A 13,015-nucleotide genomic window follows, 5' to 3' on the forward strand; every position below is an offset into this window, starting at 1 on the left:
GAATCAAGACCTGACCCCAGAAATTACCAGCGGTGGTGAACATCCTGCTTTATTGAGGTTTCATAGATTTTTTGGATTTCTTCCATTACTTTTTCTCCGAGGGGTGGAAGGCTGGAAGCTTTGGCGTTGTCTTCAGCCTGCAGGGGGTTTTTGGCACCGGGGATGACGACACTCACTTCTGGAAACATGAGAATCCATTTCAGAGCAAACTGTGTCAGGTTAAATCCTCCAGGGGTTAGATTCCGCAACTCCTCTACCGCATGTAATCCTTTTTCATAATCAACCCCGGCAAAGGTTTCACCCCGATCAAAGGCCTGGCCAAATCGGTTGTAATTGCGATGATCATCGGGAGGAAAGGTGGTTTCTTTGGTCATTTTTCCGCTGAGGAGACCACTGGCTAATGGAACCCGGGCAATAACCGCTACTCTTCTTTTTCGACATTCAGCAAAAAACAATTCTGTCGGTCGCTGTCGGAAGATATTAAAAATGATTTGGACGCTCTTCACACCAGGGTATTCAATTGCTTTCAAGCCCTCTTCAACCTTTTCCACGCTCACTCCATAATTCTGAAGCTTTCCTTGTTTGACCATATCATCTAACACTTCGAATACCTCCGGTCGATAATAGACCTCGGTTGGCGGACAATGAAGTTGTAAAAGATCAATGGTTTCAACCTCTAAATTTTTTAAACTTCGGTCTACAAAGGCATTTAAATTTTCCCGGTTATATCCATCGGCGACATGGGGTGAGAGGCGTCTTCCTGCCTTGGTGGCAACATATACCCTTTCTTTCCGCTCTTTTAAAACCTTAGAAACTATTTTTTCACTTCGCCCATCGCCATAGACATCAGCAGTATCTATGAAATTCAAGCCACAATCAATTGCTCGATGGAGAGCTGCAACGGCATCATCTTCCTGCACCTTTCCCCAGCTCCCTCCGATTGCCCAAGCTCCAAAACCAACTTCACTTACTGCCCATCCACATTTCCCAAATATTCGGTAATTCATTTATTTCTCCTCGCTTTTAATTGTTTTTTTTTAAATAATACCTTCTTAGAAATGATATTTAAAATACACCTTATCGAGATTAGAATTTGATTATTAAGTACAACAACTCAATCATTCAAACTCTCAGGGATAACTTTAAAATTTTCTTCTTTAGCTGCTTTCCAAAGTCGGTTGTCAAAACAAACGAAAGCGATATCTTCATCAACTTCTTTTTGGGTAAAAAGTGCTGACCCTAAATGAAGAGCATCAAGACTCCTCAGGGGATAAAACTCAAACAATTGACTGGAAATATTCAAAATTCGATTGGTGATTTCAATAACCGCATAACTTTCCCAATCGACAATGAAACTTTTTAATATTCTTCGATAATCATTTTCTGTTATCGCCTGATCCCTTTTTATTCGGGAAAAAACCGAAAACATTTCGACATAAGAAATTTTTGAAGTGAAAACCACCTCTGAACTTTTCACGGTTTCCTTCACTAAGTCAGAGTCTTTTTCATCGATATAAAACTTAATCAAAGCACTCGTGTCAAAATAGGCTATCATTTTTCTCTATCTTCGGCGACATATTGTGATGTCAATTTTATTCCTTTTAATTTAATTTTTCCTTTTAAACCTTTTGGTTTTGTTCCATCCCAATGCAAAGAATGATTTTCAACCAAGCTCCAGATAGGTTGTAATTCCTGGGTATCGAATGGAATAATACAGGCTACTGGTTTTGCTCTTTCACTAACAATTAGCCTCTCTCCTGATTTTACTTTTTCAATATACCCACTCAGATGAGTTTTGAGCTCTCGGATTCCAACTTTCTTCATCATCATTTTCTCCTCAGGAAAATCTTTATTATGTAGTTTCATTATATCAATAATGTAACCACAATGAAAGAGCATTCTAACCAATCAAGAAGTATTAAATAAAGCAGTAACATGTTTAAATATCATTTCGATAGATGGATAATGAGCTCAAATTTACATTCAAAAGGTTAAATATAGAAATTGTCTTGGAAAAATTCGAAATCTCGACGAGCACTTAATCCCAATATATCCATTTTACTTCATGGTTAATTCTTTTAAAAAAAGGCGTTTCTTCTTTTCTCATTACTTCCCACTCCTGTTGGGTGTAGATGAGAATGTCAGTCGGTATTGGTAATTGATGCTCGCGCCAATCTTGATTTCTTTTTTCAAAAGGAAGACCGGATTGGGATAGTATAATGATGAGATCTAAATCGCTTCCCACTCCCCAATCACCTCGAGCATAGGAACCAAAATATCCAATCCGAACGACATTTTTGTTCATTTTTAGAATAGCATTTGCCCATTTTTTAAGGGATGAAATAACCTGTTTTTCATCTGGCCATTTGATGACCGATGAATTCAATGATCTCACTGGCATATTGAATTGCCTCCGAGCTTTGTAAAATACCATAATGCTCAAAAGGGGCTCCCTCAGGATGGCTATTGGGATAACGAGCGGGGATATGATAATTATCAAGAACTCGAGCTTTCTCAATAAGCAGCTCTGGAATTTCTATTGAATTAGGAAGCTCGTGAAGAAGGCGAGAGACAACATGTCCCCAGGCTTCTTGTCGGTTTTTTAAATGAAGGGCTTTTACTGCTTTTTCAGCGGCTTGTTGTGCTGCAAAACACGCCCATTCATGGCGGCCTGAATTTTGAGAATCAACAGCTTGTTCTAAATCACGAAGAGCCTGCTTATACCAATCCTGGGAACGCTCTGGCATTCTTTCCCTCCAAAAAAATGAAGGATGGGTAGTTTAAAACTACCCATCCTTTTAACAAATAATTAATCTTCTTCTCTTTTCCCCAGATCACGATCCAGCATATGCAGACCATGGCCTTTATCACCAATCATCTTGAGGATAGCAATAATATCTGAAGCGTTTTTCTCTTCTTCAACCTGTTCATCAATGAACCACTGCAACATGATTTGAGCTGGATAATCTTTCTCTTTCAAAGCAATTTCATAGAGGTTATTAATCATCGAGGTCACCAGTTTTTCATGCTCAAGAGTTTTATTAAACATATCAAGTACATTTTTGAATTCAGTTTCTGGTTGTTCTATTGCTTTTAAAAGAACTCGCCCGCCTCGGTCATTAATAAAATCATAAAATTTCATCCCATGCTCTTGCTCTTCTTTGGCTTGCACCTTGAACCAATGAGCTACCCCAGGTAAATTCATTTCTTCTGATTGGGCTGCCATCGAAAGATATAAATAACCGGAAAAAAATTCGTTTTTAATTTGTTCGTTGATTGCATCTTCAAGCTTTTTACTCATCATAGTAGCATCTCTCCTTTTTTGTGTTTATTCTATCTTATAAACCCATTGTGGGTTTGATAAATCAATGCTTGGATTAAACATTTTTTTCTTTTTATTTCATAAAAACTTTAAAAAATGAGATTGCCACGTCGCTGCGCTCCTCGCAATGACGGGCCGGGTGGATGAGATTGCCACGTCGCTGCGCTCCTCGCAATGACGGAGCGGGTGGATGAGATTGCCACGTCGCTGCGCTCCTCGCAATCAGGCTGTGTCACAATCCCTTTCACACACCAAGAAGAGCTTGAAATTGGAGGATACATTCTATTTATCTTCATTTTTTTGGTTATCTATTCCCAATATTCCTGTAAAATATTAACATAAGTGGTGGTAAAAATTTTACAGAATAATTATGACACAGTCTGAATGACAGAACAGTAAAAAACTCAAATCCCCCTAACCCCCTTTTCTAAAGGGGGGAATTGATCGGTATATACATATTTTCATTTTAATCTGGTACTGCAAGGCAGCATAAGGGGTCTATTCTGTAAACCCACGGGCATTATGAATCAAGCTCCTACAAAATATTATTAAATGAAGGGTGCAATTTTTTATTGCGCCCGATCTCCATCTAATGTAGCGACAAGCCATGGCATGTCGAACTCTTGGGCTTTCACCCTCATCCTCACCTTCTCCCATCAAAGGAGAAGGTACTATGAATTCTTTTGTTCTTTTTTCCCTCGCCCCTTCGCGGGAGAGGATCAGGGTGAGGGGGATACCATTTTTCATCCTCATCTGGTGTAATAGAGACATGAATACCTAATTTTAATGATTACAACAAAGCTAAATAATTGAATTTAGACTAAAAAGACTGCATCTTATTAATTAACCATTTTTTTCAGAATTCATTCCCGATAAGACCATTTCAGCGAATTTTCTCCCGAATTCTTTTCCTTGAGCAAGAACCTCTTGAGAAGGACCACCTTGAAATACCAAAGTATCGGCCATCTGCCATTTTAACAGAGCCAGTTGTTTTTCTAATTCCCGAAGAGCTCCTCCCGCCCAACCATAACTTCCAAAATAGGCTACCTTTTTATGCTGAACTCCTTTTCTTATAGCAATATCAAGAACATGAGCCATCGAAGGAAAGAGCTCATTCTCATAAGTTGGAGCCCCAATGATAACTCCGCTTTTTGACCAGAGTGAGGCAAGTATATAACTGGTATGAATGCGAGAAACATCAAATATTTCAAGGCTGGAACCGGTCTGAGATATTCCCTGGGCAACAGAATCCATTAAAGCTTCGGTGTTCCCATACATGGTTGCATAGAGAAGGGTTATTCCCGGCTCTCCGGGTATTTTTGCATATTCCGCCCATTTTTTATAAAGATCGATAATGATCGATGGATTTTTTCTCCAAATTAAACCATGAGAAGGAGCTATAATATCTACCGGTATTCCAGATAATTTTTCAATCGCTTTTAAAACCTGAGCGCTAAATTTTGCGACAATATTGGCATAATACCGTAATGCTTGTTTCTGATAAAATTCTAAATCAGTGCATTCATCATCAAATATGGCACCCCGAAGTGCTCCATAACTGCCAAATGCGTCGCATGAGAACAGTATTCGGTTTATCTTTTCAAAGGTCATCATGGTTTCTGGCCAATGAACAAACGGCGTCATAAAAAATTGGAGTGTTAGTTCTCCCAGTTGCACCTCTTCCCCATCTTGGACAACCTGTACCTGATCAGTAATTCCATAAAAAGCTTGAATCATGTCCTTGGCTTTTGGAGAACAGAGAATTTTAGCTTGGGGTGCAATTTTTCGGAGAACTCTTAAGACTCCTGTGTGATCAGGCTCCATATGGTTGAGAATGATATAGTCAACTTGAGAAGGATTGACAATTTCTGCTATTCGTTTAAAAAATTCATCTACTTTAATTGATTTGGCTAAATCGATTATGGCTTTCTTTTGATCATTGACCAGGTATGAGTTATAAGAAACTCCTTCCTGAGTAATCGGCCATAAACCCTCAAAAAGGTCGGTGGTGTGGTCATTGACACCGATCCAATGTATCTTGTTTCGTATCTCGACAGCCGGCATAGGCTCCCATCCTCCTTCCCAATATGGAAATAAAAATTCAATCTCTATTATACCTGAATTTATTTGTTTGATGGTGATATCAAGGGAGAAGGAATTTTAGTTATTCGCTATCCTGAACCCTCGATTTTCGAGGTCGTGAGGATCTCATCCTATTATTGGTAATTTAAATATTTTAACATATGAGATTGCCACGTCACTTCGTTCCTCGCAATGACGGAGGGGGTGGATGAGATTGCCACGTCACTTCGTTCCTCGCAATCAAGATGTGTCATACAAATTACTCTGTAAATTATTTACATCCATTTATGGTAATATTGGGAATAGATAACCAATATATGAAAAAATACTATATCCTCCACTTTCACGCTATTCTTGGTGAAAGAAAGGAATTGTGACACAGCCTGAATGAGGGTTTTATATAGGGTTTTCATCCTCGTCGGTGCTCCAAAAGTGGCACGAGGGTTAATTAACCTGCTTTTTCCTCCATCATTTTAAGGAAGTTTTTGACCACCTCTGGATCAAACTGTTTCCCTGATTGGTTTTGCAATTCAATCAAAGCTTCTTGAGGTGCCAATGAGCTTTTATAGGGTCGAGGTTGAATCATCAAATCATAGGTATTTACCACAGAAGAAATCCTCGAAATCAGTGGAATATCTTCATGAGAGAGTCCACGTGGGTATCCTGATCCATTCCACCATTCACAATAGCTTAAGGCAGCATCTGCTATTTGATTGGTAAAAGGAAAATATTGAAGAACGCGGTAACTAATTTCTGGAATTTTCCTAAGGGTTAATTTCTCTGTTATAGTTAACGGTTCTTTTTTTAAAAGCAGATGACGGTGAATAGTGATTTTCCCAATATCGTGAAGAGCGGCTAATAACAGAAGATTATTTAAGGCTTGTTGATCAAGTTGAAGAATTTCACCCAATTGATGATGATAAAGAAGATTTTGCGTGTTCCCTTCTTTCTGAAAAAGCTTTTTGACTTCCCAATATTTAAATTTTAATGAAGCAAACAGTTGATCCCTGATTAACTGACTTTCGACTGTCTTTTTGTGATACATTTCGTCTTCAGCTTGTTTTAAAACTTCTTTGATTTGATCTCCAGGATGACTTTTAGTACCAATTCCAAGAGAAATGGTAATTGGTATCGTGTCGGTTTTTCTTTTTTGACAAAGTTCTGAGATCCGTTGGATAATAGCTTGGGCTGTTACTCCTGAGGTTTTTGGTAAAAGAATGATGAATTCATCCCCTCCCCAACGGGCTATGATATCTTCTTTTCGGCAAGAATCCCTGAGAATTGTTGCTACATCAACTAAAAGTTCATCACCACAGTCGTGACCGTAGATATCATTCACCAACTTCAATCCGTTGACATCACCCATAATTAAACTTATCGGTAGTTGGCGCTCAGTATCGAGTCTTTTTATTTCCTCTTCAAAAAGAACCCGATTCCATAGTCCAGTGAGGGGATCGTGTAAAATCATATCACTGGAAAAATACTTCTGACTTTTTATCGTAAAATCTTGAAAAGATTCTTCATCTTCATAAAAATAAAACTTTACTTGATTATCCATTGGTTGAATCCTATTGTCTTCATTCTCTTCTATGAATATTTCGTCTTTTTCATCCTGATTAAAAGGAGCTTTCTGGTTATTTACTTTGATTTGATCTTTTGGTTGGAAAGAATTCGAGTTAAAATTATTTTGGTTGAATGAGTTGAAAAGTTCGTTTCTGTAATTTTTTTGGTTTATGGTAGGATTTAAACCCCTTTTAAGGGCTTTTCTTTTCAATTCAATCTTTCCCCTCGTTCCGGTAAAACTTCTGTTTTAAAAACCAATGATTTTCTTTTAAATCGCTTTTTCCCCTCTTTTAAAAATGAAAAAAAATGATGATTATATAATAATATTTTATTCAGATTTTTTGCTTTATGAAGGTTTTTTTGGTGGCGCAACCGGGAATTGAACCCGGGCTTGCGGATTGAGAGCCCGCCGAACTAACCACTATTCTATTGCGCCACGTTGGCTGAGAGGGGTGGATTCGAACCACCATTCCATGATCCAGAGTCACGTGTCCTACCCTTAGACGACCTCTCAGCGATCAAGCAGAAAATATAATACCATCACTATTCAGTATTTTCAATAATTTATTGGCTTCTCCAAACTTTGATAAATTCAATTTTTACAAAATGAGGTCTATCCAGAAAATACCGTGAACCGTGAAGTGTGAACCGTGAACAGTTTAAAAATCCACCCTCATCCTCACCTTCTCCCATCAAGGGAGAAGGAATCATAGCGATGAGTCATCCTGAGCCCTCGCTTTTTGAGGGCGTGAGGATCTCATCTTTTTAATTTTTTATTTTTTTTATAAATACTTTAAAAGATGAGATTGCCACGTCGCCTAGGACGCTCCTCGCAATGACGGGCCGGGTTGATGAGATTGCCACGTCGCTGCGCTCCTCGCAATCAGGCTGTGTCATAATTATTCTGTAAAATTTTTACCACCACTTAGGTTAATATTTTACAGGAATATTGGGAATAGATAACCAAAAAACTGAAGATAAATATAATGTATCCTCTACTTTTAAGCTCTTCTTGGTGTATGAAGGGGATTGTGACACAGCCTGAATGACAGAGCAGGAGGAAATAATTCAAATCCCCCTCACCCCCTTTGCTAAAGGGGGAAACGATTCCTGGGTTAGTATTTTCATCATCAATTGGTACCACAATGTGGCATGAGGGTCTATCCTGAAAATACCAGAACGTTTTTTAAGGTAATTCTTTTAGAGCAACTCACCAGGATTTCACTCTGTCCTGGGCTTTCACCCTCATCCCCACTTTCTCCCCTCCAGGGAGAAGGAACTCTAAATCGTCATTGCGAGGAACGAAGTGACGTGGCAATCTCTCATGCTCAATCTTTATTATTTTCTCTCTTTATATAAAGGGAAATTAAGAGGGATTCAATTAGTTACTAAAAAACTCAAATCCCCCTCACCCCCTTTGCTAAAGGGGGAAACGATTCCTGGGTAAGTATTTTCATCATCAACTGGTGCCACAATGTGGCATGACGGTCTATCCTGAAAATGGTTCCTTCTCACTTACCACATTGCTTTCGTATTCTTATTTGGTTTAAGGTGCGATCAATCCTCAACAGTACTTTCTCTTTCCCTAAAATTTCCAAGAGTTCAAAAAGCCCGGGTCCTCCCTTCACTCCAGAAATTGCCATACGAAGAGGGTGAATAAATTGAGCAGCTTTTATTTTATGTTTCTCTGTTAAATTTCTAATCACATCTTCAGTGGCTTCAATATTAAATTCATCAAGTTTTCCGAACTCTTCTTGACAGAGAACCAATCGATCTTCGGCACCTTCACCCATCAATACCTTATCAAAGGCTATCCAATCATATTCAAAATCATCAGTAAAAAAATACTTGGCATCTTCGGTTATTTGACCCACATACTTCATACGCTCCCGCATAACGGCAACAATTTTTTCACAATAACGGATAAAATCTGGAGTTACTGCCTTCGGTTTAACGACTTGTTCTCGAATCAAAATTTCCGTTAACATTTGAACCAGTGTTGATTGATCGGCTTCCCGAATATAAACGCTGTTCATCCAATTTAGTTTATCCAGATCAAAAACCGCCGAATGTTTGCTCACTTGATCTAAGGAGAATCTTTCGATGATTTCCTGACGAGTAAATATTTCTTTCTCTTCTTCCCCAGAAGCCCAGCTTAATCGGGCTAAGTAATTAACCATAGCATCAGGGAGATACCCTTTATCCCGATAATAGGTAACCGAAGGGGAACCGTGCCGCTTGCTTAATCGGGTTTTATCTTTTCCAAGTATCATCGGTATATGCGCATATTGAGGTACTGGAAATCCTAATGCTTTATAAAGAAGAACTTGACGAGGGGTGTTAGAGATATGATCATCTCCTCTTATTACATGAGTAATCTTCATATATGCATCGTCAACTACGCAAGCAAAATTATAAGTCGGCATCCCATCCGATTTTAATAGAACAAAATCATCCAGTTCGACATTGTTGAAGGTTACATCACCTCGAAGCATGTCAATGAAAGATGTTTCGCCTTCGGGAATGAAAAACCGAACCACCGATCTGGCTCCCTGACTCAATCGGGTTTCAATTTCTTCTGGTGAGAGCCGAAGGCATTTGCGATCATAACGCCAATTTTTCCCTTCTGCCATTGTTTTTTCTCGACGTTCAGCTAACTCTTCAGCAGTACAAAAACACCGATAGGCTTTCCCGGTTTGTAATAACTTTAGGAGCTGTTCTTGATAAAAGGACAACCTCATGCTTTGATAATAGGGTTTAAAAGGACCATCAACTCCTGGACCTTCATCCCAATTAAAGCCAAGCCATTCTAAGCTATCAAGAATAACCTCTACTGACTCATCGGTGGAGCGGGCAACATCGGTATCTTCAATTCGAAGCACAAACACTCCGCCCATTTTTCTTGCATATGCCCAATTAAATAATGACGTTCGGGCACCCCCTAAATGAAGAAACCCAGTAGGACTCGGGGCAAACCGTACTCTAACTGTTTTTTCCATAAAAAAAGATCCTCCTCATAAATCCCATTTCCTTGTTGGTCATCAAAAGAATCAGACTTGTCTTGGAACAACAAAAATTCCTTCCCCTTCGGCAACGATTTCTTGATCTTGAATTATCTCACCCTGGGCTTTAATTATTCTACCGTTGATTTCTACTATACGACCCCGTATCTGGATTTTCTCATCAGTGCGACAAGGTTTTCGATACTTTACAGTTAGGGTACCGGTCATGGCTTTTTGGCCGGATTTTTTTACTGCCTGGGCCATTATTTCATCGAGAAAAGTTGCCACAATGCCTCCATGAACCACTCCATCAAAACCTTGATACTGAAATGGAATAGTGGTTTCGGAAATCGTGTCCCCTTTATCCTCTTTAAATTTCAACTTAAAACCTATGGGGTTTTTATCGCCGCAGAGAAAACAATGATGAGTATCGGGAAAATCCATTATTCGGTATCACCTCGAATCAGATTATTCAAAAAGAAATGACCCGCTCAAATAATTTTGTACGGGGGTTCTCTAAAAAAACATCCTTTCTTGGTGCAGCATTCTCTAAGGAGCGTTCTGACTCTTCTTCCTGCTTTGTTGAATTAATTCTGAAAGAAAAACAAACTCGACTTCTGGGTCATTGAAAGAATGAAAAAAAGACTCCAGAGCCAGGTAAGTTTCTGGCTTCACATGACCAATAGCAATCGAATAACCTCTTTTTTTAGCTATTGATACTGCTTCCCGAAGTTTTTGTTGGATATATTCAATCGAAGTATCTCCATCAATAAAAATATCCCTTCGAAAAGAAAGGAGCCCTAATTCTTGAGCTACATCAAAAGCCCGCGACTGATCACTGGTTACACTGTCTAAAAACATAAGATTCGATTTTTTTAAAGCTAACATGAGATTCCTCATTAGCTTAGAATCCTGGGTCGCTTTTGAACCTTTATGGTTATTTAGACCCCGTGCCGTTGGCAGATTGGTAATGGCCTTTTTTATAATATCATTAACCCGGGCTTCATCATCGCCGGTTCTCAAAATCAAAGTCTCATTATTATTTTGTTCATTATCCAAGGCTTCCATGGGAAGATGAATGATTATTTCTTTTCCCTGCTCACTAAACTTCTCTCCCAATGAACGGCTGAGAGGAAGGTGGGGGAAAACGGCATAGGTTATCTTTTGGGGAAGTTTTAAAAAGCGTTCTGCATTGGTTCGATTGTACCCTAAATCATCAATCACAATCGCCACCTGATAGCGAGGTTGGAAATAAACCTCCAAGGTAAACCATGGCATAAGATCTTGAAAAAGAAAATAGACGTCTTTTTCATTGAGAGTTCTTTTTTCACCATAAAATCCAAAGCCAAAAAGAACATTAAAAATTGCCAGGAGACGATCTGATATCTCCTCACGGTAGTATTCTGGAACATCCTCCATCATGACTTTCCAAGATTTTCCCGTTTCTGGATTTTCAATAATATTTACAGTCAGTTCGGGAAAAAGGTTATTCATTTCATGGAATAGGAATAACGAAAGCCAACGGTCTTGCTGGGAAGGGATAACTTTTGCCAAAGCAATATATTTATTGTTGAGCGCTCCATCCTGTTGAATTTCATAAATTAAGACTGCCGAACAAATCAAGACCGAGGCAATTAATACCCAAAATATCGTCTTACTCAGGGACATTGTTTTCTTTTTCATTGATAATCCTTTTTAACTCCTGAATGGCAATATCTATTTGTTCTTCTTCATTTTCAACTACAACTTCGGGTTGAATTCCTTCACCATCAATATCAGTTCCATCGGGTAAGTAATATTTTGAAATAGTAAATATAACTCCTCCCTGGTGAGAAAGTGGAAAAATCTGCTGTACTACACCTTTTCCAAAGGTTGTCTCTCCAATAAGGGGTGTTTTTAAAATGTCCCGAAAAATTCCTGCCATTATCTCAGCTCCACTGGCCGTTCCCTTATTTATTAAAGCAACCATAGGGAGATCAACAATTTTTTCAACAGGATTTTCCAACGACTCACGGTTTCCGTTCCGATCTTCAATAAAAAGGATACTCGTATCTCTCGGCACAAACAAACCCGAACAAATAATTGCCGAGGAAAGAAGACCACCTGGATTATTTCTTAAATCGATTACCAGCCCCTTGACCTCCAAAAGCTTTAATTGCTTAATAGCATCTTCGACCTCAACATTGGTTCGTCCATGGTATTCAATAATTCGAATTAAACCGATGCCTTCTTCTAAGAGTTCAAATTCTACGCTTTTTATTTTAATAATATCTCTAATAACTGTTACGGTAATAGGATCCGCTATTCCTTCTCTTTGTAATTGTAGGACAACTTTTGTTCCCCTATCACCCCGAAGTCTCCGTACTGATTCATCTAATGGCATTCCCGAAGTAGATTCTCCATCTATTTGACTAATCACGTCACCAGCCTTTACCCCAGCCTGGGAAGCCGGTGATCCCTGATAAGGTGTAATGATGGTCAATTTATCATCTTTAATCGCAATTACTATTCCTAAGCCAGAAAACTCGCCTTCAATACGATCGCTGGTTTCTATTTTGAGATCTTCTTCATTTAAATAGCGAGCATAGGGATCTCCTGTGGCTTTCAATACACCTCGTATCGCTTCCTCCATCAAATCATTTTCATCAATTTCTTTCTCTGAATAATATTGATTCTTTATTAGATAAATAGTCTCGAGAAGTGGTTGCCATTTATCGCTTTCTATTTCTGTTGAAAAATAAGTATCATAACGATTGGCCTGAACTGAAGTAACAACGATTAGTCCCAAAAGAACCGCGATAATAACTACCCAAATGGCTAAACGTTTTTTTTGCAAGTTGTTCACCTCAAACTCCATCTACCCTTAGGAGTAGATGAATAGCGCTTGATTTCCTTTTATTCATTGCAAATCTCATTCTATTCTGAAAATACAGGAATAAGTAAAAAATGATAAAGAAACCTTTATAAAAGACGAGATTGCCACGTCACTTCGTTCCTCGCAATGACAGGGCGGGAAAAAATTCAAATCCCCCGAACCCCTTTGCTA

General features: G+C 38.8%; 12 protein-coding genes and 2 tRNA genes. All 14 read right to left on the bottom strand.

The window, feature by feature from the left end; translation table 11 throughout:
• Positions 1-23: 23 nt before the first annotated feature.
• A complete protein-coding gene (locus tag RT761_RS02665; protein ID WP_218112543.1) occupies positions 24-1,007 on the bottom strand; it encodes an aldo/keto reductase in 984 nt (327 codons plus the stop codon).
• Between the two features lie 107 nt (positions 1,008-1,114).
• A complete protein-coding gene (locus RT761_RS02670; RefSeq protein WP_218112544.1) occupies positions 1,115-1,555 on the bottom strand; it encodes a type II toxin-antitoxin system VapC family toxin in 441 nt (146 codons plus the stop codon).
• Positions 1,552-1,830, bottom strand: a complete 279-nt coding sequence (locus RT761_RS02675; RefSeq protein WP_218112545.1) for a type II toxin-antitoxin system Phd/YefM family antitoxin — start codon at positions 1,828-1,830, stop codon at positions 1,552-1,554. Before RT761_RS02675 ends, RT761_RS02670 begins: the two co-directional genes overlap by 4 nt.
• Before the next feature lie 208 nt (positions 1,831-2,038).
• Positions 2,039-2,401: a nucleotidyltransferase domain-containing protein gene (locus RT761_RS02680; protein ID WP_218112546.1), complete on the bottom strand. Its 363-nt coding sequence runs from the start codon at positions 2,399-2,401 to the stop codon at positions 2,039-2,041.
• Positions 2,355-2,747 (bottom strand): HEPN domain-containing protein, encoded by a 393-nt coding sequence (locus RT761_RS02685; RefSeq protein ID WP_218112547.1) that lies wholly within the window; start codon positions 2,745-2,747, stop codon positions 2,355-2,357. Before RT761_RS02685 ends, RT761_RS02680 begins: the two co-directional genes overlap by 47 nt.
• A 62-nt stretch (positions 2,748-2,809) precedes the next feature.
• On the bottom strand, positions 2,810-3,304 hold the full coding sequence (locus RT761_RS02690; RefSeq protein ID WP_218112548.1) for a ferritin: 495 nt from the start codon (positions 3,302-3,304) through the stop codon (positions 2,810-2,812).
• Between the two features lie 861 nt (positions 3,305-4,165).
• A complete protein-coding gene (locus RT761_RS02695) occupies positions 4,166-5,386 on the bottom strand; it encodes an FprA family A-type flavoprotein (protein WP_218112549.1) in 1,221 nt (406 codons plus the stop codon).
• Positions 5,387-5,852: 466 nt separating this feature from the next.
• Positions 5,853-7,178 carry a bifunctional diguanylate cyclase/phosphohydrolase gene (locus RT761_RS02700; RefSeq protein WP_218112550.1) on the bottom strand — a complete coding sequence of 442 codons (1,326 nt, stop codon included), beginning with the start codon at positions 7,176-7,178 and terminating at the stop codon, positions 5,853-5,855.
• 150 nt (positions 7,179-7,328) lie between these two features.
• Positions 7,329-7,403, bottom strand: a tRNA-Glu gene (locus RT761_RS02705).
• A gap of 4 nt (positions 7,404-7,407) precedes the next feature.
• Positions 7,408-7,481 (bottom strand) — tRNA-Gln (locus RT761_RS02710).
• Between the two features lie 997 nt (positions 7,482-8,478).
• Positions 8,479-9,966 carry a glutamate--tRNA ligase gene (gene gltX / locus RT761_RS02715; RefSeq protein WP_218112551.1) on the bottom strand — a complete coding sequence of 496 codons (1,488 nt, stop codon included), beginning with the start codon at positions 9,964-9,966 and terminating at the stop codon, positions 8,479-8,481.
• Between the two features lie 51 nt (positions 9,967-10,017).
• Positions 10,018-10,413: a PaaI family thioesterase gene (locus RT761_RS02720; protein ID WP_218112552.1), complete on the bottom strand. Its 396-nt coding sequence runs from the start codon at positions 10,411-10,413 to the stop codon at positions 10,018-10,020.
• 105 nt (positions 10,414-10,518) lie between these two features.
• Positions 10,519-11,652 (bottom strand): divergent polysaccharide deacetylase family protein, encoded by a 1,134-nt coding sequence (locus tag RT761_RS02725; protein WP_218112553.1) that lies wholly within the window; start codon positions 11,650-11,652, stop codon positions 10,519-10,521.
• Positions 11,624-12,814: a S41 family peptidase gene (locus RT761_RS02730; protein WP_218112554.1), complete on the bottom strand. Its 1,191-nt coding sequence runs from the start codon at positions 12,812-12,814 to the stop codon at positions 11,624-11,626. Before RT761_RS02730 ends, RT761_RS02725 begins: the two co-directional genes overlap by 29 nt.
• Between the last annotated feature and the right edge of the window lie 201 nt (positions 12,815-13,015).

It is taken from the genome of Atribacter laminatus (genome assembly GCF_015775515.1).
GTDB classification, from domain to species: domain Bacteria; phylum Atribacterota; class Atribacteria; order Atribacterales; family Atribacteraceae; genus Atribacter; species Atribacter laminatus.

Bases quoted from the DNA above. Each gene is read 5' to 3' on its own strand.
- RT761_RS02720 (WP_218112552.1), bottom strand. From the start codon at position 10,413: ATGGATTTTCCCGATACTCATCATTGTTTTCTCTGCGGCGATAAAAAC.
- RT761_RS02695 (WP_218112549.1), bottom strand. From the start codon at position 5,386: ATGCCGGCTGTCGAGATACGAAACAAGATACATTGGATCGGTGTCAAT.
- RT761_RS02670 (WP_218112544.1), bottom strand. From the start codon at position 1,555: ATGATAGCCTATTTTGACACGAGTGCTTTGATTAAGTTTTATATCGAT.
- RT761_RS02685 (WP_218112547.1), bottom strand. From the start codon at position 2,747: ATGCCAGAGCGTTCCCAGGATTGGTATAAGCAGGCTCTTCGTGATTTA.
- RT761_RS02665 (WP_218112543.1), bottom strand. From the start codon at position 1,007: ATGAATTACCGAATATTTGGGAAATGTGGATGGGCAGTAAGTGAAGTT.
- gltX (WP_218112551.1), bottom strand. From the start codon at position 9,966: ATGGAAAAAACAGTTAGAGTACGGTTTGCCCCGAGTCCTACTGGGTTT.
- RT761_RS02680 (WP_218112546.1), bottom strand. From the start codon at position 2,401: ATGCCAGTGAGATCATTGAATTCATCGGTCATCAAATGGCCAGATGAA.
- RT761_RS02690 (WP_218112548.1), bottom strand. From the start codon at position 3,304: ATGATGAGTAAAAAGCTTGAAGATGCAATCAACGAACAAATTAAAAAC.
- RT761_RS02725 (WP_218112553.1), bottom strand. From the start codon at position 11,652: ATGAAAAAGAAAACAATGTCCCTGAGTAAGACGATATTTTGGGTATTA.
- RT761_RS02675 (WP_218112545.1), bottom strand. From the start codon at position 1,830: ATGATGATGAAGAAAGTTGGAATCCGAGAGCTCAAAACTCATCTGAGT.